We start from the raw sequence: 19,813 nt of genomic DNA, 5'->3' as shown, positions 1-19,813 counted from the left end.
TCACAGTTCAGAAACAGTAATTTCCTCACTCCACAGCAGTTGACCATCGACGCTGACGGGAACGTTTTCCAAAGTGAGATGTTTCTCAAGTTCGTCTGCCGAGAGTGTTACCGTCGGGAGCGACCCGGACGTGAGAAACATGCTATCCGAGGTTTGTGGTTTGACTATCCCACCGAGTCCGTCCGCACCGCCGATATACGTTTTTCGTTCTAGTTCGAACAGCTCTCTTTTTTTCTTTATTTCGAATAGGAGTGCAACTGCGCTTTCCGTCTGAACCATATCCACGCTCCCGTCGCCGACGACGATGTACTGCCCGCCGATGATGCTTCGGTTGCGGGCGATGTCCAGTGCCGCCCAGAGTGGAAATCCGCGGTTCAGCAGTCGTACCATCGCTTTTCCGACTCGGACTGCACCGCTATTTACCACGTCGCTCAACGTGACGACGCCACCGATTGCCCCCCCGTCAATGAGCGCCATTCCCTGTTCGTATGACTGGCAGGCGTTGAGCAAGAAGGCTTCTACGCCGACCGTATCGAGCGTTCTAGCGTCTAGCATCTCGTCTGCGCATTCGAACCCTTTCTCGTCGATGTGACCGATGTAATGGAGAAACTGCGTCTCGGATTCGATGACGCCCCGGAGTTCCGAAACGGTGAGTTCGTGATGAACCGTCACGTCGAACGGCATATCCTCGCGTGAACCGTACACCGAATCCGCGAGATTTCGCTCTTCGTGCATCTGCTCGTCGTTACAGACGACCGTGATGTCGATTTCCCCTGTCGGCCTCCGTTCCAAACGGTTGCGAAACGCTGTCGTCGTCGCTTTGCTTGCACCGACCGGGGCGTCCTCTCCGACCCACACCTGCTCCAGCGAATCCGTCGTTTCCGGTTCGACCAGCGACCGGGGGCTCGACGGCAACTCAGCCGTGCTTCGCGTGGAATCCGTGCTTCGGACGAACTCCTCGACTGCTGGAACTTGTATCGCGGATGCGGACACCTCTCTCGCCTCCGGCGTTCGAATCACTGCAAGGTCGTCCACGAGGAAGGGCACCATCTCGATGTTTTCGGCGGTTGGCGCGACGTGGGTGGTCAACTGCCAATCCGGAAGGTGTTCTTCGATACATTCGTATGGTATCGAAAGATACGCTTTCAACTGCTCCGCCAGCGAAGCGTTGTAGAGGCGTTCGAAGTCGAAACTCACCACCGATTCGACCTGTTGGCGCTCGTGTAACTCGATAGGATACAGCCCTTCCGTGCGAGTCACGCAGTCGAGGAAAAACGTCTGTTTCAGGACGCGCTCTACTTCTTCTTCGAATCCGCGCGTCGTCTGAAGCGGCTGTTCGAACCCGTCTGCGATGATTCGCGGAACGTTCCCCGGAACCAACTCTGCACCGAAATAATAGACCAGTGGCGCAACCGGGAAGATGTACTCGTACTCGGGCGGTACTTCGATTTGAATGCCGGTTCTTGCCGGGCGCAAATCGTCCGGCACGTGGAGTTCGTCGCCGAGTTCGACCGTGGGAGGGTGTCCTCGCAGGGTTGGAAACGAGCGCTCCGGACTCGTCGTTTTCAGCGCCGAACCGAACGCCGAAATCGCAGCCATCATATCGACCGGGTCGGTCGTCGTCGTCACGGTTCCCGCCGGGTTGCGATGGGGCGACCGGCCGCCGACGAACACCTCGGTTTCCGACCCGAACTCCAAGACGACGTGGTCGAACGATGCGGTAACGCTCAGTTCCGCCTCGGCGATGACGTACAGCTTAATGGAGGCACAAAGTTCGATGCTGTACGCCCCCTCCGGCAGTTCCTCGTAGTCGATTCCCTCCACACTGGACAGCATTTCCCCGTTTTCGTCGCGAACGTACACCGCTGCGGGTGTCGGAAGCGTTAGACGAGTGGTCGAGACGACGACCGCGTCATCGACCGGAAAACAGCACGAACGAGTGTCGGTAGAAACCGGTCGGACGACATCGGGCGTCCGAAGCGTACACGTCCGACGCTCTATCGGGTCGCGTATCACGATTCCCGTGTCGTCCTCACAAGAATCGAACGAGATAGTCACCGGGTCACCTCCGTATTTCGAGAGGTCAGACTCCGGCATTCAGCAAACATATGTGGGGAATATCAAGCAAATAGTAAAAAGCTATCGGCAATTCGGAATACTCAGGCAGCTATATTGGCGCAAATCGGCGAACGGTCGAAGCCAATAGCGATGGATAACGACGACGGGAGCCGTCGAGGGCGTCCGCGAGCGTTACCGCAGTGCTGTCGAACACACCTTCGCCGTGGCCGACGAGGATTCGTTCGGGAGTTAGTCCCCGCAGTTCGTCCGGCGGAAACAGCCGAATCATCGGATGAACGCCGAGACGCTCGCGGTCGGTTCGGAAGTAATCGACAGTGCCGACCGTCTCCGGGACGACGAGGGTGCCAGTGGTTTCGTCGTACAGTGCCGCCTCCTGCCACGCGGGATTGGCGAACAGTTTCAGGACGCGGAATCCCGTATCGGCCAACGACGTTTCGAATCGCCGAACCGGAATCCCGGTGACGCTCCGCCGAATCCACGTCGGGAGATAGAGCGGTACGTCGTGTCGGCGGGCGATTTCTTCCGCATCGCGCATGTGTCTGTCGAGAAGCACGACAACGCCCGCAACCTCGCCATATTCGGCGAGCAGGTCGTCGAGTTCGGGCGCATCGACCGGGTCGATGACCCACACGTCGCCATCGACCGAGATGGCGTGACTCGCTCGCTGCATTTCCTCGTCGGGATGTGCAATCCACCCGACGCCACCGTCCCATCTGTCGATTTCTCGAAATCCGTTCGAGGACTGGGTTTCTTTGAGCGGCATACACCGAAATAGTCCTGCGTGCAGCATAAATCGACGGGGCGGTAGGTTTGGGTGGGGAAATCGAGTCGGTGCGACGTTTTAAGCGCCGTCGCTGTGTATTCCGGTGTATGCTCTCGGGTCTTCGCTGGCTTGCGCTGGAAGTAAAACATCTCGACCGTGCGCGGGAGTTCTACGAAACGTCGCTCGACCTCTCGGTTCGGGCGGCGAACGAACGTGAAGTCGTCTTCGACGCCGGAGAACACGCGCTCGTCCTCCGCAGACCGGACGGCGTTCCTCGGGGCGGCGTGCACACCCACTACGCGTTCTCGACGCCGAAACCTCGATACGACGACTGGTACGACCGACTCTCCCGGGATTTCGACCTCGTGGAACACGATTTCGGGTCGGCACGCTCGCTTTACTTTTACGACCCGGACGGGAACTGCGTCGAAATCGGGAGCACGGACGAGGATGGCGACCCGATAACCGGCATCTTCGAAATCGTTCTCGAAGTCGAAGATCTCCCGGCGGCAGAGCAGTTCTACACCGACCTCGGATTCGAAACGTACAATCGCGGCACCGACCGAAAACGGGTTCGGATGGGCGGCCCCTTCGACCTCGAACTGTGGGAACCGCATCTCGGTATCGCGGACGCGAGGGGCGGCGTCCACGTCGATATTGGATTCGAGGTTGACGACCCGGTGGCGGTAACGACCGAAGTCGAAGACCGTTCCTGCGGGGTCGAAACGGTCGAATCCGGCGTTCGACTCCGTGACCCCGACGGCCACTACCTGACGTTCGTCTCCAGCGATTCCGCGTAGGCGTCGGCCGATTCGGCGTCCTCCCACACGTACTCGAACAGTTCCGTCCCCCAGCGACGCGCACGCTCCGATTCCGCGATAAATTCCGTTCGCGCGTCATACGCCCCGTCCAGCAGTGGCAGAGAAAACAGGAGACAGTCGTCCGTCACAGTTAGCGCGAACGCTGTGTCTGCAACGCGGGTTTGGAGATTCTCTTCGTCGTTTTCGTCAACGTTTGTATCCGAGAGCAGATCTGCGAGAACGTCCTTCCCCAACACGAGTCGAGGGTTGTCACAGTCGTTGAGAAACGCCGTCGAGTATCGTTCGTTGAAAATTGGGGCGATAACCGACGCGTCAGTCGCCGATTCGAGTCGTTTTTCGACTTCCCGTATCGCCCGCGAGGGCTGTGTGTCGGTCGCACGGACGATTTCACCGTCAGCGAGGTCGGCGAGACAGGAGCGAAACGGGCGAGGGAGGACTGAGACATCGTGGTTCCGCCAGTATTCGACATCGGCATGGAGAATGCGCTCGGTTTCCCGTTGTTGGTCGATGAGGTCGGCGACGACCGACCCGGTGCCGGTCACCGACCAGCGTTTTCGTTTCGGAACGTAAATCAAACCGCGATTTTCCAACTCGGTCAGGGCATTGTACACTGCTGACTCGCTGGCCAGATTTCGATTCAACAGTGATTGCGTCGAATCACTGCCGTCGGCGATGGCCAGCAGTACGTCGGTACGCGCTCCTGAACGAAGCACATACTCGATGAAGGGCTGTGGTTTTTCCATACCTGCACGGATCGATTGTATCGTCTGATTCTTTTCAGTATCGTTCCTCGCCAGTTTTTAATCACATTCCAAACTAATCGGACAGTTCCCCGACCTACATAACTTTCTAGACAGTAAAATGGAATTTTTATATACGACGATGCCGCTCACAATAGTTGGGTCACTCCGTGACCCCGCTGACGCCGTTCGGGTGCAGTTGACTCACCGTGGTATTTTGGATGCTGTACCCGCCCTCCAACGCGTCCGTACCCACTCAACGCGTTTTTCAGAGTTCGCTCGTATCTATCTCGACGTCCGATGGCGAAATAATGAGGAACTTTCTGAAGTGCATCAAATTCCCGTTGCATTGTTTCACTGCCGGTGCGAGATCTGCGGCGAGTTCGTTCAAGTCGCCGTCAATTGCGAGAACCAGCACGTTCCCGTGTTCGATGGCCGCTATTCGCTCCGCAACGGGAGTGGTTCCGTCGAGGACGCCCAGCATAACCCGTTCCCCCTCGGCGAAATCGATCTCCTTCTCGGCCGTTCTCAGGTCGAGGTCGAAACCCGAATTGCTCATGCAAGCCACCTCTCACCCCCCCGAGAAAAATCCTTGCCTTATTTGTCGTACTCGCGTTTGAATCCACGGAACTCCGTCCTGTGGGCTTCCTCGTCGGCGAGAATGGTCACACCGAGGTCTTCGGTCACTGGGTCATCTTCATCCTCTGCAGCTGATATGATGGACCGATACGTGTCGATAGCGTCCTCTTCGGCCTCCAGTACACCTTCGATAACCGACAGTACGTCCGTGCTGTCTTCGGGCGGTTGCAGGCTCTCCTGACGCGCCTCGAAGTCGTAAGATGCGGGTGGCCGTTCGTCCAACTGTTTGAGTCGCTGGCCAATCATCTCTGCGTGGCCGAGTTCCTCCTGAATGTCTTCTTCGAGGCTCTCTCTGACCTCTTCCGCGCTGACTCCCTCGAGAACGACCGAGTTGGTCAGATAGTTCATCACGGTTTCGATTTCGTCGCTGTACGCTTTCCGCAGAAGTTCGGTAACGTCGTCGCTTGTCATGCTTTCTGCAGTACGATGCCGAACTACCTTACCGTTGTGGCGAACTCGTGCGGCGGTCGATCGATGCAGGTTGCCATACCATTTCGTGCGGCAAACGTTGCGTTCCTCGTAAGCATTATAACGGCCGAGTCACAGAGTAACACAGTACGATGAGACAGTTAGACACTGACTCGCATACGGCCCCAGCGAGCGGTGGTGCTGTCGGCGCACGTCTTATTGTAGGGGTCTGACACCCCTACCCACTCACATCCCCGACTTGCTGAAACACACATCAACCGACAGTCGATAGCGTACCACTCAAACCGACATCACCGACGATAGAACATCTATGACAGAGAACCGACGAACCACGAACGACAACCGAGACGACGACCAGCAGACGATGGCGGACGTTGACCATACGCCGCCGCACGAAGCGCCCGGCGCGAATCGCGTGTTCGAGCGAGGCAACGAAGGCCGACGCTAGCGAGCGTCGAAACAGGAAAAGGAGTCCACTGCGTTTTTGTTTTTTCACCCGTCCCCACACCCTCCGGAGTTAGCGGAGCGGTTCTCGGCCACCGATAAGCTTGGTCGTGTCCACGTGTTCCGCCCGTGCCCCACCTTTTTTCACCTCCGTGGCAGTCATGCATTCGAGGCATCCGAACACGTCGTTCTCGTTGTTCCCGAACACGCGTGCGAAATCTCGGGTCACGAACGAACCACAACTTCGGCACCGATTTTCGGTGACGGTGTCATTTCGACTGGTAAGCCTGCTGTCTGTCGTTGTCATAGTGAACCTCAGCGATACGTGTAACACGAGTGCGGGTACTTTGTTATCCGGTCACTGCCGGGGCGAAAGCAACCCCTTCCGTCCGGAACGACAGCTCTTCGAAAGTAGTAACGAGCGGTTACTCGACCGAATGCTCGAAATCCATGGATAGTCGGGAATCGAAACGAAACTGAATCTCGTTCCGGCCAACCCTTTAATGCCTTCGCGGGCGTCGTGATAACCGATGCCCAAAATAGAACTCGACGAGGAAACCGTCTCGCGCCTCGACAACCTTCGCGTTGAAGACGAATCCTACGACGAACTCGTCACCGAACTCATCAACATCTACGAAGCCGAAGAGTTGACGCTGTTCCACGGCGGCGACTATTCGAGCGACTGAATGACAAAGCGATCTAAAATCCGGCTACTCGGAGGTTTCAGCACTGTGGGCGGCAGATGCGGCTAAAACGGTTTCTCCCGCGCGGACGCGTTCTCCCTCGGCTACGCCAACGTCCTTCACGTCGAACGATTCGGGAAGGAGCACGTCCGCGCGACTGCCGAACGCGATGTGGCCGAGTCGTTGTCCTCGTTCCAGCGTCTCGCCACCCTCGACGTAGGGATGAATCCGGCGCGCGAAGGCACCCGCGATGAGCGTCAAATCGTACTCCGAAAACCGGATGTGAACCTTCTCGTTGTTGTCTGACTCCTTGCTGAACGCGGGGCGATGTTTTCCGGGTTCGTGTTCGACCGACTCGACCTGCCCGGACAGCGGCGCGCGATTGATGTGAACGTCGGTGACGTTCATGAACACGCCGACGCGGACGCGGTTTCCTTCCTCTCGAATCACGGAGACGCGGCCATCCGCTGGCGAGAGGACGCCGTACTTCGGCGATTCGCGCGCCGGGTCGCGGAAGAACAGGAGCGTTGCGCCGCCGAAACCGAGTGCCAGCAGAGTGGCAATCGGTGACAGTAATCCGACCGGCCCGGCGAGCAAAAACGCCGGGAGCGCGTACCGCCACGCGCCGGGTGCGAGCTGCATCACTCCTGTACCGCCGTTCTGACGCGGTTCCACTTGTCGTTCGATTCGAGGTGGTCTTGGAGTTCGTCGGCGTACTCCTGTGCCAACTCTTCCGCGGCGGCGAGGCGTTCTTCGTCGATTCCGTTGCCACCGCCGCCACCCATTCCGAGGGCGTCTTTGACCGAACTAAAAATTCCCTTGCTCTCTTTTTTCTGCGGTTTGCCACCCATCGCGCTCATCTGCGATTGGATGTTCTCCATCTCGGGCATCACCTGTCGAACCTTGCTCGTGTCGGCGACGAGTTTGGCCCGGTCGTCGTCCTCCGGATTTTCGATGTCGAACTCGACGGCGGTCATAATCAGCCCCCACTCCTGCCGGGAGAAACGCGAGTCCGTGACTCGTTGGGAAAAGTCCCTATCCACGGCCATTCTGTCCCCCACAATCATATCCGTCCACTGTTGTCTGGCCATGGCAGAAAGTGATGGGGCGTGAGACTTGTCGTTTTCGTCTGCGATGGCGGGTTTGTGAGTTCCGTGGCAATGGTGCTGAAGTCGGAGGTTCGACTGCTCTGACTACAAATCGCGTCTACAATGGACGCCCTCGCTCGGTCACTCGCACCTTCCAGTCGCTCACTCCTCGCTTCGCCCGTTCCCGCCAGGACGGCAGAGACCGGGCGCGCCCAGCGCACCCGGCCAATCCAAACTCGTCTAGCTGTTTTCCCCAGAAATGTCAAAGGCCGTCAGAGCCGACGATACAGCCCCATGGACGTGCTGGTAGGCAGTGCCTACGGTGGTAACACCCGGTCGTAATCGCTGGTTTCTGAGGAACGTATTGCCGGAATCAAACGACCACGCCAGTAGTTTCTGACATTATTCGTAGGGATACCGCGCCTGCGTGCCGCAGTCGCAGGTAATGACGACGTGGTCGTCCTGTAATCTGACGCGTGCGTTTTTTCCGGGGCGGAGGTAAGAGTCACAGGAGTCGCAGGTAAATCGCTTGAACTGGTGGGGGAGCAAAAGACGATTTCGCTCGGCGATTCGTTTAGCAAGCCGGACGTACTCCCGTGCGCGCTCGTCGTTACAGTCGGCGGCGGCGTCGCTCGCAAGCCCTGCGAGTCGCTCTATTCTCTCTTGAGCTACAGTCATTCGGAATGGGGGGTGGGGGGGTTTCCGGGGCGAGACAGGACAAGGATAGAAGGTTCCTGTATTGCCCCATTGGGCTCATGTTCCCATAACAAGAAATACTTTGTGGTCGCTTAACGACCCCTTTCCGAAAGCGGTAATGGCCGGCTATTCCATCACTTCGCCAGTGCGCGCACTCAACTACCTCGAACTGGAATCCCAACTCGACCGGAGCGGTATCGGAACCGCCACGAAGCATCAGCGAAAGGCGCTCACGGGGACTGACGTGGATGTCGTCATCTCGCCGTGGCGAGGCGGAACGCCGGTTCATGGTCTCGCTTCCCGGGCGGTAGGACGCGATTTCTTCGCGGATTTCGACGTGGCCCACTGCAACGTTATCGGGCCGGGTTCGGTCGCAGTCGCGCGCCACGCAAAGCGCGAAGGGATTCCCCTCGTGCTTCACGCGCACGTCACCAGCGAGGACTTCGCAGAGAGTTTTCGCGGTTCGACGCTCGCCGCACGGCCACTCCGACGCTATCTGAAATGGTTTTACTCGCAGGCCGATATGGTGCTCTGTCCAAGTCAGTACACGAAGTCCGTCCTCGAAGCGTATCCAATCGACGCCCCGATTCGTCCGATTTCGAACGGCGTGGACGCGGAGTCGCTTTCGGGATTCGAATCCCTGCGTGATGAGTACCGCGACAGATACGACCTGTCCGGGATGGTCGCGTTCACCATGGGCAACGTCTTCGAGCGAAAAGGTCTGACGACGTTCTGCCAACTCGCACAGAAAACCAACTTCGACTTCGCGTGGTTCGGCCCGTACGACACCGGCCCGCAGGCCAGTTCGACGGTGAAAAAGTGGGTGCAGAATCCGCCGGAGAACGTGACGTTTTCGGGGTGGATCGACGACAAACGCGGCGCGTTCGCGGCGGGCGACGTACTCTGTTTCCCGGCGAAAGACGAAAACCAAGGCATCGCCGTCCTCGAAGCGATGGCCTGCGGTAAAGCTGTCGTCCTCCGTGACATCCCGGTGTTCAACGAATTTTACACCCACGGCGAGGACTGTCTCATGTGCGAGACGGAAGCGGAGTTCCAGCGCGCGCTGGAACTCCTCGACCGAAACCCGGAACTGCGCGAGCGACTGGGCGAAAACGCGCGAAAAACTGCACGGGAACATAGTTTGGAACGACTCGGTGACAGACTTACACGAACGTACCGCGAACTCGCGTAAAGTCACAAGTCCTTAAGACCCTGTCTACGAATGGCGAGTCAATGAGCCGATGGGTCGCCGCGTTCACGGATACGTATCTGCCGACGATAAACGGCGTCACCTACACGATTCGGTCGTGGCGCGACTGCTGGGAGAGAAACGGCGGCCGGATGGACGTGGCGTATCCACGATCCAACGAGTACGTTCCCGAGAAAGGCGAACACCCCATCGGCAGTCTTCCGTTTCCGTTCTACGACGGCTATCGACTCGGAACCCCCCGGATTCCGAAAGCCGTCACCGACGCCGAAATCGTCCACGCACACACCCCCTTTGCCATCGGACTCGGCGGCCTTCGACTCGCGTGGAAACAGGACACGCCGTTCGTCACTTCGTATCACACTCCGACAGGCGAATACGCGGACTACCTCGTTTCCAACGAGTCCGCGGCCGAATACGTCGAACGCGCGTCGGTCGCCTACGAACGCTGGTTTTTCGGTCGCTCCGACGCGGTTCTCACGCCGAGCGAAGCGACCCGCGAGCACGTCGTAGAAACGGTGGGCGTGGACGCTCCGGTTCATGTCGTTCCGAACGGTATCGACATCGGGCGATTCCATCCCGTCGAAATCGCCGACTTCGTGGACAAATACGACCTCGACGGTGATCGACCGCTCGTCGGCTACACCGGCAGGCACGGTTACGAAAAGCGACTCTCGGAACTCATTGCCGCCGCCGAGGGAACCGATTTCACCGTCCTTTTCGGTGGCGACGGCCCTGCACGGAAATCGCTCGAAAAACAGGCCAGCGAATCCGACATCGACGTTCGATTCCTCGGCTTTTTAGAACGGGACGAGATGCCAGCCTTCTACTCCGCGCTGGACGTGTTCGCCTTCCCGAGTCCGGTCGAAACCCAAGGGCTCGTTGCCCTCGAAGCGAACGCCTGCGGGACGCCCGTGGTCGGCGCAAATGCGGGCGCACTGGAAAATACGATCACCGAAGGAGAGACGGGCTATCACTTCGAAAGCGGCAACACCGAGGAATTTCAGGATGCGATTCGACGCACACTATCGGAGTACGACCGACTCAGGGAATCCTGTCTCGCCCGACGTTCGGAAATCAGCGTCGAGCGGGCGGTGGACAAACTCGAACGAGTGTACGAGAATCTGCTTTAGAGTCGCTTAGAGTTCCATTCGTTCGACGATGTTGTCGCTTCCTTCGCAGACGTTCAGGGCGACGATTCGGATGTCGTCCTCCAAGCCAGATTTGTGGAGTTTCGCCTTGAGCAGGTTGTCAACCTGATAGACGCCCGCCGCGTTCATCATCTCGATTTCCACGAGAACCGGGATGGTGTCGCCCTCTCTCAGACTGACTTTCTTGATGGCCTGACTGGAGACCGTGTTAATGCCGCGTCCACCTTTTTCGTATGGAATGCGCGACCGACCGTGTTCCATGTCGAGTGCGTCGGAAACACGAATGACTCCTGCTTCGGTCGTGAGCGGGTCTTCTTCCGTGTGGTGGCAGAGAATCGCGTGCAGAATCTCGCCTTTCATTCGAACTGTATCCGCCGTGTCGTAGAAATTCGGGAGAACGCGGTCGAGAACGCCCGCAGCCAGCGGAATCGAATAGTACGAGTGGTCGTCGCGGTGGACGATGTGGCCAATGTCGTGGAGCGTCGCGGCAAAGGCGACGATGACGCTTTCGTCTTCTTCGTCCAGTCCTTCGTCCGCGGCACCGTTGAACTCGACGCCGCCGCGCTTCAGCAGATCGTAGAGGAGGAGCGCACGATTGAGGACGATTTCGATGTGTTTCGAGCCGTGGTCGTTGTATCCTTTTCGCGCCACGGCGTTGATATTTTGGGCGTCCAGATACGTCTGAATCTCGACGTCGTTGTCGATGAACTCCAGTACCTCGTTCAGCTTTTCGTCCGGAAAGGCGTGGTCGGCGTCGGGGTCGTAGGAGCGTCGTCCGTTTTCGGTCGGCTCCATTTCGGGGTCGTCCATGGCCGTATCTCTTCGTCCGGCACAAAAAAGTTCTCGGGCGCACTGCTCGGGGGAGAACGAGTTAGATGGCTGACTCGAACTGCGGTTACTGTGAACCTGAGTAGAGCAAAAAGCCTATAATTGCCAATGGGTAAGCAACTGGTAGAGGATGTACGAAATGATACCACTATTCGGGCCGGTTCCCGGTGGGATGGAGCTTGCGGTGATTCTGCTCATCGCAGTGCTTCTGTTCGGTGCAAACAAGATTCCAAAACTCGCGCGCTCGACGGGTGAGGCGATGGGCGAGTTCAAGAAAGGCCGTCAAGAAGTCGAGGATGAACTCCGCGAGATGCAGGATTCCGGTTCGTCCAGCTCGCCGTCCGGCGACGCGAGCGAATTTGACGACGAACCACGCCGCACCGACACCAGTACTGAAACCAGCACCAACACCGAAACCGAAACCGAATCCGGACAGTAAGCGTTTTTCTGCGTCAGTTTGTGCGTTTATCTAGGGCGTGTGGCCTAGCGGATAGGGCGAGAGGTTCCTAACCTCTCGACCGCGGGTTCGAATCCCGCCACGCCCGTTTCCTTCGCTATGCTCAGTCAACGAGCGTGGCTTACCCCCACTCGCTTCACTTCGTTCGCTCGCGGGAGTCCCGCCACGCCCGCTACTTCGTTGTGAGCGAACGCGAACAAGAAGTAGCGGCGCGTAAGGGTTCGAACTACGGCCGCATGTACGCGTAGCCCTCGTTTTGCAGTCGCGTGACTTCGACGGCACCTTCCGGAACGGTTTCGATGCCGTCGATGAGGTCGGATTCGTCTAAGTCCATCACGTCGAGGGTGTTGCTACAGGCCTTGAACGGGACGCCGTCGTCCATCAGCGACCGTACCTGTTCTTGCCCGTTCCCCCCAGCAGTGACGGCTTCGATACCGCCCGCCTGCGCAACGATGGCAACGTCGTCAATCGTGCCACTTTCGTCGTCAAGGAGATTTTTGGCGATTGCGAGTGCAGTCTGCTGTTCGCTTTCGTCGCCGGAAACCAGGTGAATTACGGATTGCATGCGTGGACAGGAAAAGAGGGCAATTGGCTAATAACTGCTGGCCTTCGCGCAGGCGACTGACGGAAACCTACTCGTCGGATTCGTCCGTCGAGTTCGAATCGTCGTCTTGCAGTTCGTCCGTCTCGTTCTCGGTTTCGGACTGCACGTCCTCGATGTCGATTTCCGAATCCAACTGCTCTTCGTCGATTGCGGATTCGAGCGTATCTCTGTCGGTTACTGCGTCGATTCCGTCCTCTTCGACCGCAGACCGAATCGTCTTCACGTCGATGGCAGTTCCGGCGTCCTCGCTCTTTGCGACCGATTTGACGGCACGCTTCACCGCGAGATAGCCAACCGTTCCGGCACCGCCCGCCACCACTGCACCCGGAATCCCGTATCGTTTGTAGCCGAACTTTGCCGCCTTCTTCCCCACCGTGAATGGGCCAATCATCGTATTCAGTACAGGCTTCGAAGCGGCCTAAGCGTTGGGCCTGCATTCGAAAACGAACCTACTCCTGTCGTCCGAAAACGCGCTTACTCCAACTCGTGTAGGTCGTGTTCCGAAACGTGTTCTCCGCAGTGCGGGCAGGCGTATTTCGTCTCGTGCTGTGACTCCTCCACGAATCCCGAGGCTAAAATCGATGCGGGAAGCGCGAACAGTCCGATTCCAATGACCGCGACGACTGCACCCAGCAGCTTTCCGAGGGGCGTCACCGGATGCACGTCGCCGTAGCCCACAGTCGTCAGCGTCACCACGCCCCACCACATCGCGGCGAGAATCGAACTGAACACCTCCGGTTGCGCTTCGTGTTCGACGAAGTACATCAGCGACGAGGAAAACAGCAAAAGAATGCCACCGACCGAGGAAGCGACGAGGAAATCCTCCTTTTTGTCCGTAATGACGGTGACGAACAGCCGCATCGACCGGGAGTATCGCGCGAGTTTGAACAACCGAAGAAATCGAAGCAGGCGGAACATCCGCAGGAACCGCAGGTCGAAGAAAACCCCGAGGAAGAACGGCAGGATGGCTAGCAGGTCGATTATCATGAACGACGAGGTCGCATATCGCAGTCGTCCCCAGATTGGGTGCTGGTATTCGGGATGCTCCGTCGCGGCCCACAGTCGCCCGAAGTATTCGATGGAGAAGATGACCACGCTCGCCAGTTCGAACAGATAGAACTCGGTCTGATACGCCGCGTAGAGCGGTTCGACCGTTTCGAGGATGACGCTTGCGACGTTCGCAACGATGAGAGCGAGAATGAACGAGTCGATGTACTGCCCGATTCGCCCACCTGCTCCGACCTGAAAGAGTTGATTCACCCGACGACGAGTCCGCCGATACATTAGCGGGAGTTTAGAGGATGCTGTAATAAATCTACGCGACTTCGGAAGTTGGTGACCGAGTCGTGGTTCGCCGAGTCGAACCCGATGCAGGCGCAGGCCTCACGCCTGCGTCTGTATCCATTCGGTGCACACCTCGACGATGGGGAGAAGCGGCACGTCGTCGTTGTCGAACGCGACGAACAGTGCCCCGGACTCGCCGGGGAACTGCAAGACGACGGCCGTATCGAAGGTGTAGAGTGCGAAGTTGAGTGCCCCGGCGCGAAACACGTTTTCGGCGTCTTCCCGCGGTTCGTCCGCGAGCAGGGATTCTCCGTGAATCCGGTTGAAATCGGCGGGCGTGAAGCGCCCGGTCACGTCTTCTCGGGTGTACAGCATCTCGTACCCGCCGTCTTCTCTGCTGGCCACCGTCTGCAGTGCGGAGCCGAGGTGGGATTGCAGGGCGGCCACGAACGCCTCGTCAGAGTCGAACACGATTTTACGTTTGGCAAGCGGAACCATCAACGTTTGTGATGGTTCGAAACTGGTCGCCGTCGAAGCGGCCGATTTCTCCCGTTTTGACGCGATTCCTATTCGATTGCTCACTCGATTCGCTTGATGTCAGTGGAATCGCAGTATGGGCAGTTTAAATCCGGGAGTTCGACGGCGTACCGAAACGTCCGTCCGCAGTAGTGACACCGATATTCGTCCCCCTCTATCGTGAAAATCCGTCGCACCGAATCGAACAACCCCATTCGAGAATATTCTCCGCACAGTCACTTAACGTTCGTCGGCTACACGCTAGTCAGCAGTCGCATCGCCGCTCCGATGAGGAGGACGAGCAGACCGAGTCCGGACGTTATCGGTTCCGGAATGAAGAACATGACGACACCAGCCAACATTACGATTGTCGAGATTCGAGCCATACAGTGATTTCGTCGATGCAGGCTACTACCTGTTGTGGCTGTATTTGCATCCATTTTTAAACCATTTCAGTTGACTTTTCAACGTAGCTTTATGCAGGTTGGATTATGAGTGCATACTATGACTGGTCGGGAAATAAATACGATTTCGGAAAATCAACGGGGGCAGTCGCCACTTATCGGTGTCGTCCTAATGATGGGTTTGGTCGCCATCTCTCTGGCTGGCGTCCTCCTCATCGGTTCGGGGGCCGTCTCGGAAATTCGCGGTTCGGTAGAGGTACAGAACGCGGAACACACGATGCGCGAGGTGGATGCTCGCCTGAGCCAAGTCGCGTTCAGCGCGAACGACGCTCACACGCTCGATTTCAGCGGACAGAACGGCGACACGGAAGTGACCCGGGACGGGCGCATGACCATAACCGTCGTCAACGGGACGAACCAGCCGTGTCGGGAGGAAATCGAGTTCGGCGCAATCGAGTACCAAGGTGCGAACGACGAAGTTGTCGCCTATCAAGCGGGCGGCGTCTGGAAGCGCACCGACGGGGGAAGCGTGATGCTCTCGCCGCCGGACATGCAGTACCGAAACGGAACGTTCAGCTTCCAGATGGTGAACGTCACCGGTTCGGTCAGCGGGTCGATCACGCAACTCCACGCGAGCAAGAACGCGACTGCATCGCGGGCAGACAGCCAATCGTTCCGAGAGACGTTCAACAAAGCGCGGTGCAATCCGCCGGACAACGCGACGCTCACGGTTCACAGCGACTACTATCGGGCGTGGGGCGATTTCTTCGAAACCCACGTCGATGACGGCGTGGTGACCATCGACGACGGAAACGAAACGGCCTCGCTCACCGTCATCTTGAGCGGTTCGACGGCGGAGAGCGACGAAAACAGTCTCAGTGCTCGGCAGAACGCCTCGGTTACCGTGAAAGTTCTCGGAACGGAGATTTCGTCCGGAAGCGGCACGTCGTGGGAGCAAAACTATACGACAGGGGAACGGGAGCGACACGGCAGTAAATACAACGCGCCCATCAACATGCGAATCAACATCGGCGACGACACCTACGAACCGTGGGGCGACGGCGTCGGTTCGTCTTCGGTCATCAGACACGACATCAACGACCCGACGAACGGCGAATATTATCGATTCACCGAAAACGTCACCGCGGGCGACGCCATCAGTGTGGAAGGAACCGCATACGACATCGGCTCCGTCGATAGCTACTCGTCCGCCGAAAAGCGTTTCAACCAGTTCGAGTACAACGGCGACACCTACGACTACGTCTGGGATTCCTATCGCACCAATCGGGAAGGTTCGATGATGGCGAATATCGTCGTGGACACCGACGGACGGGGCGAGAGCGAAGGAAACGTCGTTCTCCTCGCGGACGGGATGGCGGTTCCGAACTACGGCTCGGCCAACGAAGAACAGAGAAGCATGTCCCAAATCCTCGGCAGTCGAATGACCGAAACCGGATTCCTCGACCTCGACCCGAACGAGTTCGTCCTCGTGTACGAACTTTCCTGTGCCGACGCGACCACGGACGACATCGACAACCCCGACAAATGCGGCAGCGGCGACCCGGACTACAACGACGCCGTCGTCCTCATCTCCATCCACGAGCACGGAAGCGTGGCCGCACCCGAAGACTTCAGAATCCACGTCACGATGAATCAGGTCGAAATCGAGAAAAGCGACTAGTTTCGCACGTCGAACCCGACCACAGTCTCACGGACGAATGCCCGACGCGTCGGGCATTCGTACCACGAGCCGTCTTTTTGCCAGCCGTTCGATTCGAAGTAGCGATTCCACGCCTCGCTGTTCGGCGACGATTCGGCTCGTATCCGAACCGTCGTCGCGGCAGTGTCGTCCTGTCGTGCCACACTACCCCCCAGCGGAAACAGCAGTTCAGTGTCCATGGTTCGCCCGACGACGAGCACCGACCCCTGTTTGCTCACGGAGGAAATGTCCCCGGTTTCGTTTATCGTCACTGCCGAGACGATGGCCCTGTCGGGCGTGCAGTCGAAGGCCGGACGACGAACTAACCAGCTTCCGGCCTCGCCGCCGCTGAACACGGCCCCGGATTCGTACCGAACCACTCGGTCGTTGACGGTGTAAACGAGCGCGCCTTGTCCGAGCGTTCGGTTGATTTCGACCGCCGTTGGACTCGTCTGCTCGACGCCGACTCTGAGTCGTGTCGTTTCGTTCACCGCAATCGTCCCGCCGACGAGTCTGACTTCTCCGGCGCGCGCCGGTGCGCGATTTCGCTGGAGGTCGTCGAACGTCGTTGCGAGCGCGGTGAACGCTCGCTCCGCGTTCTTCGACTGTTCCATATCACGGGCGTCTTCCAGCGACCCGACGCCGCTGACGTACAGCAGGCCGACGGACGCCACTATCATCGAGAAGATGAAGACGAAGCCGAGCAGTTCGGTCGCGGCGCGGTCGTCGAACAGTTTCCTCGTCATGGCTCCCCCAGAACGAGCGTTTCGTTGCTTCGGTCGTACTCGATGACGACATCACCGCCGACGACCCGGCCGGGGCTGACGGCCGTCGCGTTGTCGAACGGAACCGTGACGGTCACGTCGGCCGTGCTCAGTACGAGACACTGCGGATGAGAGCACGGGTCTGCCCCGCCGGTTTTCAGTTCGACGGCGTACGGCGCGCCGACGATTCTGCGAGGATGACTCGTCCGCAGGCGAACGTCCGGTTCCGTTCCGGCCTGCACGAGATGGTCAACGCTCGTGAGTTCCCCGGCGATTCGTTCGCCGACGACGCCGAGTTCGTTTCGAGTCGCCTGCTCCTGCTGACTGCCGACGAGTCCACCAGCGGCGGTGATGAGGCCGCTCAGCAGAATCGTGGTGATGGCTATCGTCAGAACGTAGGTGACCGTGGTCGAAACCGCGCGCTCGTCTCTCGTGAGGTGAGTGATAAAACGTCTCATGGCTGGTACAGCGTGGCGTTGAACGTCGTTCGGTAGGTCAGTTCTGGGGTCGTGTAGGTCAGTCTGGCATCGAGTTCGTAGACGGCGTGTGTCAGATACGGCGACTCCGACGACCCGGAGTTGACGGAAGAAGGCGGAATCTCGGCGTCGGTTCCGTTGAACAGCATCGAGTAGGTTCCGCTGGCGTTAGCCCCGTTCTCGTAGGTAATGTCGTAGTCGTCGCCAACACCGTCTGTGAACGGGAACGAACATCCCGCCGCACTGCCGTTTTTGATGTCGATACGAACCCGCTCGCTCGTCACGGTGCACGTCGAGGAAGCAGCGACAGTAGAACCGTCCGTTCGCAGGACGACATCGTCGTCCTGCCGGAGCACGGAGAGGTTCCAGTTTTCGGTTCCGTCCTCGATATCGATTCTAAAGGCGTCCGAATCGGTCGTCGCCAGCGACGACCGATTCACCGAAAGCAGGTATCGTCGCGCGTCGGCGCTCCGGGCGAGCGTCCAGTTGCTCTCGTTTTCTGCATCTACGAACGTGCCGGAATCGTGTTCGACGCCGGTTCCGACCGTCCGGTTGCTGACTTCGACGTGGAGCGAGGCCGGGGTTCGCCTCGTTACCGTTACGCCGAGAAGCGTTTCGTACTCCGCGATGCTCTCTGCGACGGCAGTTCGGCTTTCTGCAACGGAGTCGTGGCGCTCGGCGTAGTTCGTGCGATGAACCACTGGTTCGATGTCACCGCCCACGACGAGGGCGATATCTCGCGCGTCGCCCGTCGTCGCAATCGGTTCGCTGTTGGTGACGTTCTCGGTGTAGAGGACGGTGTTGAGAACCACGACGACGGCGACCAGCGAAATGGCGATGACGACCGCTCCGACGAGCAGGAGTTGCCCCCTGTCGTCGCGCGCGAATCGTCCGAAGAACTCCGTTTTTCCGCTCACCATGCGACGATGCGCACCTCCACGACGTTGTAGACGACGCCATCGCTCGCGTCGTTCGCGTAGAACTCCTCCGGCCCGAGTTCGGCGAGCGTTCGATTGTCCGCGTTCTCGGGCGCGGTGAGCGTCATGTCGTCGTACAGGACGACGGTGTGGGTCGCCACGACTGCGTTCGAGGAGGGAACGCCGCGGTAGACGACGCGCTCGGTGGCGGTTTCGGTCGGGTCGCTCGGCAGTCGGTAGGTGACGTAGAGGTTGTAGACGTATCCCTGTCGAGTCAGCGTTGATTCGAGCGTTTCCCCGAGCGAATCGCAGGTCGTGTCCGGCGATTTCGCTGGCGCACAGGGCGGTGCGTTGCCGTAACCGACTTCGGTTGTGTTCGCGTAGGCGAAGCCGCCGGTTTCGTTTCCATTGCTCGTGTTCCAGTAGCGGGTGAGGTTTTCGACCGCCCCGTCCGCCGCACCGATTCGCAGGGCGTCGTTCGTCTGAATCCACAGTTGGGATTTCACGTCTTGGTCAACCGTCCCCGCCGTCGTGGGCGTCAGGACGACCGACTGCAACGCGAACAGCAGTGCAGTCAACACGATGAGCGCGCCGACGAATCCTTCGAGGGTGTACGCCTGTGCTCTGTTGTCCATCTGCCGTCCAGTTCGATTCGTTTTTTCGCCTACCATACTCTCACCGTCAGTCTGTAGGCGTCGTCGCCGATGACCACGGTTCGGCTCGATGCCGCAGTCGGTTGCCCGTCGAGCGGGTCGCCCGCGGTCGTGACGACCGCGGGCGACCCGACCGCAACGACGCGGTTCGTGTCCGGGTCTACGATGCTAACGTTGGCTCGTGCGGTGGCGGGGAAGCCGAGATTGACACGGAGGTCGTCGCTTTCCGGATTGTTCTGGAAAAACGCCGCCGTTCGAGATTCGTTCAGCACGTTCGGCGTCTCCGGCGACGAAAGCGTTTCCACGAGGTGTCCGGCACCGCGGTCGGCGCGGGCCGTCGTCGCGTCGTCGATGGGCGCGGTGAACGGCGCGAAAACGGTCGGCAGAAACGCGACGACGAACGTCACGGTCAACAGGAAGATGCTGATGCCGACGACGTAATCGTTCAGAGTTTGGCCTCTGTCGTCCATC

At 58.8% G+C, this 19,813-nt stretch carries 28 protein-coding genes and 1 tRNA gene; 8 read left to right on the top strand and 21 right to left on the bottom strand.

All coding sequences use genetic code 11. The features are described 5' to 3' along the window. On the bottom strand, nucleotides 1–2,058 hold the full coding sequence (locus tag HL45_RS07325; RefSeq protein WP_049971942.1) for a hypothetical protein: 2,058 nt from the start codon (nucleotides 2,056–2,058) through the stop codon (nucleotides 1–3). 109 nt (nucleotides 2,059–2,167) lie between these two features. Continuing rightward, the gene (locus HL45_RS07320; RefSeq protein ID WP_049970473.1) at nucleotides 2,168–2,842 is read right to left on the bottom strand and encodes a hypothetical protein; all 675 of its coding nucleotides are present in this window, start codon (nucleotides 2,840–2,842) and stop codon (nucleotides 2,168–2,170) included. A 107-nt stretch (nucleotides 2,843–2,949) separates the two neighbouring features. On the opposite strand from HL45_RS07320, the gene HL45_RS07315 reads away from it, so the two are divergent. Further along, nucleotides 2,950–3,642, top strand: coding sequence for a VOC family protein (locus tag HL45_RS07315; protein ID WP_049970472.1), 693 nt, complete (start codon nucleotides 2,950–2,952; stop codon nucleotides 3,640–3,642). On the opposite strand, the gene HL45_RS07310 is transcribed toward HL45_RS07315, so the two are convergent. From HL45_RS07310 to HL45_RS07300, 3 genes are all read right to left on the bottom strand, one after another. Continuing rightward, nucleotides 3,609–4,406 (bottom strand): helix-turn-helix transcriptional regulator, encoded by a 798-nt coding sequence (locus HL45_RS07310; protein ID WP_049970471.1) that lies wholly within the window; start codon nucleotides 4,404–4,406, stop codon nucleotides 3,609–3,611. The two genes, HL45_RS07315 and HL45_RS07310, sit on opposite strands and share 34 nt — an antisense overlap. Before the next feature lie 265 nt (nucleotides 4,407–4,671). After that, nucleotides 4,672–4,962 (bottom strand): DUF5779 family protein, encoded by a 291-nt coding sequence (locus HL45_RS07305; RefSeq protein WP_049970470.1) that lies wholly within the window; start codon nucleotides 4,960–4,962, stop codon nucleotides 4,672–4,674. 38 nt (nucleotides 4,963–5,000) lie between these two features. Continuing rightward, nucleotides 5,001–5,453 (bottom strand): ferritin-like domain-containing protein, encoded by a 453-nt coding sequence (locus tag HL45_RS07300; RefSeq protein ID WP_049970469.1) that lies wholly within the window; start codon nucleotides 5,451–5,453, stop codon nucleotides 5,001–5,003. A 328-nt stretch (nucleotides 5,454–5,781) separates the two neighbouring features. Here HL45_RS07300 and HL45_RS21165 point away from each other — a divergent pair, with 328 nt between their 5' ends. Next, entirely contained in the window at nucleotides 5,782–5,919 is a 138-nt protein-coding gene (locus HL45_RS21165; RefSeq protein WP_162833859.1) for a hypothetical protein, read from the top strand. A 69-nt stretch (nucleotides 5,920–5,988) separates the two neighbouring features. Here the strand turns inward: HL45_RS21165 and HL45_RS21160 are convergent, their stop codons facing one another. Beyond that, nucleotides 5,989–6,222 (bottom strand): DUF7563 family protein, encoded by a 234-nt coding sequence (locus HL45_RS21160; protein ID WP_049970468.1) that lies wholly within the window; start codon nucleotides 6,220–6,222, stop codon nucleotides 5,989–5,991. A 223-nt stretch (nucleotides 6,223–6,445) separates the two neighbouring features. Here HL45_RS21160 and HL45_RS21155 point away from each other — a divergent pair, with 223 nt between their 5' ends. Then, nucleotides 6,446–6,601, top strand: coding sequence for a DUF7557 family protein (locus HL45_RS21155; RefSeq protein ID WP_162833857.1), 156 nt, complete (start codon nucleotides 6,446–6,448; stop codon nucleotides 6,599–6,601). A gap of 24 nt (nucleotides 6,602–6,625) precedes the next feature. Here HL45_RS21155 and HL45_RS07290 read toward each other — a convergent pair whose 3' ends face one another. The 3 genes from HL45_RS07290 to HL45_RS07280 all read right to left on the bottom strand — a co-directional run bounded on the left by HL45_RS07290 (nucleotide 6,626) and on the right by HL45_RS07280 (nucleotide 8,364). Further along, on the bottom strand, nucleotides 6,626–7,240 hold the full coding sequence (locus HL45_RS07290) for a protein sorting system archaetidylserine decarboxylase (RefSeq protein ID WP_049970467.1): 615 nt from the start codon (nucleotides 7,238–7,240) through the stop codon (nucleotides 6,626–6,628). Then, complete coding sequence (locus tag HL45_RS07285; protein WP_049970466.1) at nucleotides 7,240–7,689, bottom strand: DUF5799 family protein; 450 nt, start codon at nucleotides 7,687–7,689, stop codon at nucleotides 7,240–7,242. Before HL45_RS07285 ends, HL45_RS07290 begins: the two co-directional genes overlap by 1 nt. A gap of 399 nt (nucleotides 7,690–8,088) precedes the next feature. Beyond that, on the bottom strand, nucleotides 8,089–8,364 hold the full coding sequence (locus tag HL45_RS07280) for a ribonuclease P protein component 4 (protein ID WP_049970465.1): 276 nt from the start codon (nucleotides 8,362–8,364) through the stop codon (nucleotides 8,089–8,091). Between the two features lie 163 nt (nucleotides 8,365–8,527). Here HL45_RS07280 and HL45_RS07275 point away from each other — a divergent pair, with 163 nt between their 5' ends. Continuing rightward, the gene (locus HL45_RS07275; RefSeq protein ID WP_049971941.1) at nucleotides 8,528–9,574 is read left to right on the top strand and encodes a glycosyltransferase family 4 protein; all 1,047 of its coding nucleotides are present in this window, start codon (nucleotides 8,528–8,530) and stop codon (nucleotides 9,572–9,574) included. Between the two features lie 41 nt (nucleotides 9,575–9,615). Beyond that, on the top strand, nucleotides 9,616–10,722 hold the full coding sequence (locus HL45_RS07270) for a glycosyltransferase (RefSeq protein ID WP_049970464.1): 1,107 nt from the start codon (nucleotides 9,616–9,618) through the stop codon (nucleotides 10,720–10,722). 6 nt (nucleotides 10,723–10,728) lie between these two features. Here the strand turns inward: HL45_RS07270 and HL45_RS07265 are convergent, their stop codons facing one another. Beyond that, complete coding sequence (locus HL45_RS07265; protein ID WP_049970463.1) at nucleotides 10,729–11,550, bottom strand: HD domain-containing protein; 822 nt, start codon at nucleotides 11,548–11,550, stop codon at nucleotides 10,729–10,731. A 157-nt stretch (nucleotides 11,551–11,707) separates the two neighbouring features. Between HL45_RS07265 and HL45_RS07260 the strand changes: the two genes are divergently transcribed. Continuing rightward, nucleotides 11,708–12,007: a Sec-independent protein translocase subunit TatA/TatB gene (locus tag HL45_RS07260; protein ID WP_394324785.1), complete on the top strand. Its 300-nt coding sequence runs from the start codon at nucleotides 11,708–11,710 to the stop codon at nucleotides 12,005–12,007. Between the two features lie 33 nt (nucleotides 12,008–12,040). Next, nucleotides 12,041–12,113, top strand: a tRNA-Arg gene (locus HL45_RS07255). Between the two features lie 138 nt (nucleotides 12,114–12,251). Here the strand turns inward: HL45_RS07255 and HL45_RS07250 are convergent. The 6 genes from HL45_RS07250 to HL45_RS07230 form a co-directional block, all read right to left on the bottom strand. Beyond that, on the bottom strand, nucleotides 12,252–12,590 hold the full coding sequence (locus HL45_RS07250; protein WP_049970462.1) for a DsrE family protein: 339 nt from the start codon (nucleotides 12,588–12,590) through the stop codon (nucleotides 12,252–12,254). A gap of 67 nt (nucleotides 12,591–12,657) precedes the next feature. Continuing rightward, nucleotides 12,658–13,020: a hypothetical protein gene (locus tag HL45_RS07245; protein WP_049970461.1), complete on the bottom strand. Its 363-nt coding sequence runs from the start codon at nucleotides 13,018–13,020 to the stop codon at nucleotides 12,658–12,660. 83 nt (nucleotides 13,021–13,103) lie between these two features. Continuing rightward, on the bottom strand, nucleotides 13,104–13,913 hold the full coding sequence (locus HL45_RS07240) for an ion transporter (RefSeq protein ID WP_049970460.1): 810 nt from the start codon (nucleotides 13,911–13,913) through the stop codon (nucleotides 13,104–13,106). Nucleotides 13,914–14,012: 99 nt separating this feature from the next. Continuing rightward, nucleotides 14,013–14,384, bottom strand: a complete 372-nt coding sequence (locus HL45_RS07235; protein WP_144240031.1) for a hypothetical protein — start codon at nucleotides 14,382–14,384, stop codon at nucleotides 14,013–14,015. Between the two features lie 107 nt (nucleotides 14,385–14,491). Then, nucleotides 14,492–14,644, bottom strand: a complete 153-nt coding sequence (locus HL45_RS20775) for a hypothetical protein (protein ID WP_158413674.1) — start codon at nucleotides 14,642–14,644, stop codon at nucleotides 14,492–14,494. Nucleotides 14,645–14,683: 39 nt separating this feature from the next. Next, nucleotides 14,684–14,815: a hypothetical protein gene (locus HL45_RS07230; RefSeq protein WP_049970458.1), complete on the bottom strand. Its 132-nt coding sequence runs from the start codon at nucleotides 14,813–14,815 to the stop codon at nucleotides 14,684–14,686. A gap of 118 nt (nucleotides 14,816–14,933) precedes the next feature. Here HL45_RS07230 and HL45_RS07225 point away from each other — a divergent pair, with 118 nt between their 5' ends. Further along, a complete protein-coding gene (locus tag HL45_RS07225) occupies nucleotides 14,934–16,514 on the top strand; it encodes a DUF7289 family protein (protein ID WP_049970457.1) in 1,581 nt (526 codons plus the stop codon). On the opposite strand, the gene HL45_RS07220 is transcribed toward HL45_RS07225, so the two are convergent. The 5 genes from HL45_RS07220 to HL45_RS07200 are packed head-to-tail and all read right to left on the bottom strand — an operon-like array spanning nucleotide 16,511 to nucleotide 19,812. After that, complete coding sequence (locus HL45_RS07220; RefSeq protein ID WP_049970456.1) at nucleotides 16,511–17,278, bottom strand: DUF7289 family protein; 768 nt, start codon at nucleotides 17,276–17,278, stop codon at nucleotides 16,511–16,513. The genes HL45_RS07225 and HL45_RS07220 overlap by 4 nt on opposite strands. Next, nucleotides 17,275–17,754: a DUF7266 family protein gene (locus HL45_RS07215; RefSeq protein ID WP_049970455.1), complete on the bottom strand. Its 480-nt coding sequence runs from the start codon at nucleotides 17,752–17,754 to the stop codon at nucleotides 17,275–17,277. The genes HL45_RS07220 and HL45_RS07215 overlap by 4 nt, the downstream gene beginning before the upstream one ends. After that, nucleotides 17,751–18,692, bottom strand: coding sequence for a DUF7261 family protein (locus tag HL45_RS07210; RefSeq protein ID WP_049970454.1), 942 nt, complete (start codon nucleotides 18,690–18,692; stop codon nucleotides 17,751–17,753). The genes HL45_RS07215 and HL45_RS07210 overlap by 4 nt, the downstream gene beginning before the upstream one ends. Then, nucleotides 18,686–19,360, bottom strand: coding sequence for a DUF7288 family protein (locus HL45_RS07205; RefSeq protein ID WP_233274716.1), 675 nt, complete (start codon nucleotides 19,358–19,360; stop codon nucleotides 18,686–18,688). The genes HL45_RS07210 and HL45_RS07205 overlap by 7 nt, the downstream gene beginning before the upstream one ends. Further along, nucleotides 19,354–19,812 (bottom strand): DUF7287 family protein, encoded by a 459-nt coding sequence (locus tag HL45_RS07200; protein WP_049970453.1) that lies wholly within the window; start codon nucleotides 19,810–19,812, stop codon nucleotides 19,354–19,356. Before HL45_RS07200 ends, HL45_RS07205 begins: the two co-directional genes overlap by 7 nt. Nucleotide 19,813: the final 1 nt, after the last annotated feature.

Source organism: Haladaptatus cibarius D43 (assembly GCF_000710615.1).
Classification (GTDB): Archaea; Halobacteriota; Halobacteria; order Halobacteriales; family Haladaptataceae; genus Haladaptatus; species Haladaptatus cibarius.
This window is presented reverse-complemented; position numbering and strand designations above follow the sequence as displayed.

Coding starts and splice junctions, on each gene's coding strand:
- HL45_RS07300 (WP_049970469.1), bottom strand. CDS start 5,453: ATGACAAGCGACGACGTTACCGAACTTCTGCGGAAAGCGTACAGCGAC.
- HL45_RS21165 (WP_162833859.1), top strand. CDS start 5,782: ATGACAGAGAACCGACGAACCACGAACGACAACCGAGACGACGACCAG.
- HL45_RS07205 (WP_233274716.1), bottom strand. CDS start 19,360: ATGGTAGGCGAAAAAACGAATCGAACTGGACGGCAGATGGACAACAGA.
- HL45_RS07310 (WP_049970471.1), bottom strand. CDS start 4,406: ATGGAAAAACCACAGCCCTTCATCGAGTATGTGCTTCGTTCAGGAGCG.
- HL45_RS07285 (WP_049970466.1), bottom strand. CDS start 7,689: ATGGCCAGACAACAGTGGACGGATATGATTGTGGGGGACAGAATGGCC.
- HL45_RS07270 (WP_049970464.1), top strand. CDS start 9,616: ATGAGCCGATGGGTCGCCGCGTTCACGGATACGTATCTGCCGACGATA.
- HL45_RS20775 (WP_158413674.1), bottom strand. CDS start 14,644: ATGGGGTTGTTCGATTCGGTGCGACGGATTTTCACGATAGAGGGGGAC.
- HL45_RS07245 (WP_049970461.1), bottom strand. CDS start 13,020: ATGATTGGCCCATTCACGGTGGGGAAGAAGGCGGCAAAGTTCGGCTAC.
- HL45_RS07225 (WP_049970457.1), top strand. CDS start 14,934: ATGACTGGTCGGGAAATAAATACGATTTCGGAAAATCAACGGGGGCAG.
- HL45_RS07290 (WP_049970467.1), bottom strand. CDS start 7,240: ATGCAGCTCGCACCCGGCGCGTGGCGGTACGCGCTCCCGGCGTTTTTG.
- HL45_RS07220 (WP_049970456.1), bottom strand. CDS start 17,278: ATGACGAGGAAACTGTTCGACGACCGCGCCGCGACCGAACTGCTCGGC.
- HL45_RS07210 (WP_049970454.1), bottom strand. CDS start 18,692: ATGGTGAGCGGAAAAACGGAGTTCTTCGGACGATTCGCGCGCGACGAC.
- HL45_RS07320 (WP_049970473.1), bottom strand. CDS start 2,842: ATGCCGCTCAAAGAAACCCAGTCCTCGAACGGATTTCGAGAAATCGAC.
- HL45_RS21155 (WP_162833857.1), top strand. CDS start 6,446: ATGCCCAAAATAGAACTCGACGAGGAAACCGTCTCGCGCCTCGACAAC.
- HL45_RS07315 (WP_049970472.1), top strand. CDS start 2,950: ATGCTCTCGGGTCTTCGCTGGCTTGCGCTGGAAGTAAAACATCTCGAC.
- HL45_RS07265 (WP_049970463.1), bottom strand. CDS start 11,550: ATGGACGACCCCGAAATGGAGCCGACCGAAAACGGACGACGCTCCTAC.
- HL45_RS07305 (WP_049970470.1), bottom strand. CDS start 4,962: ATGAGCAATTCGGGTTTCGACCTCGACCTGAGAACGGCCGAGAAGGAG.
- HL45_RS07280 (WP_049970465.1), bottom strand. CDS start 8,364: ATGACTGTAGCTCAAGAGAGAATAGAGCGACTCGCAGGGCTTGCGAGC.
- HL45_RS07230 (WP_049970458.1), bottom strand. CDS start 14,815: ATGGCTCGAATCTCGACAATCGTAATGTTGGCTGGTGTCGTCATGTTC.
- HL45_RS07200 (WP_049970453.1), bottom strand. CDS start 19,812: ATGGACGACAGAGGCCAAACTCTGAACGATTACGTCGTCGGCATCAGC.
- HL45_RS07240 (WP_049970460.1), bottom strand. CDS start 13,913: ATGTATCGGCGGACTCGTCGTCGGGTGAATCAACTCTTTCAGGTCGGA.
- HL45_RS21160 (WP_049970468.1), bottom strand. CDS start 6,222: ATGACAACGACAGACAGCAGGCTTACCAGTCGAAATGACACCGTCACC.
- HL45_RS07260 (WP_394324785.1), top strand. CDS start 11,708: ATGATACCACTATTCGGGCCGGTTCCCGGTGGGATGGAGCTTGCGGTG.
- HL45_RS07215 (WP_049970455.1), bottom strand. CDS start 17,754: ATGAGACGTTTTATCACTCACCTCACGAGAGACGAGCGCGCGGTTTCG.
- HL45_RS07250 (WP_049970462.1), bottom strand. CDS start 12,590: ATGCAATCCGTAATTCACCTGGTTTCCGGCGACGAAAGCGAACAGCAG.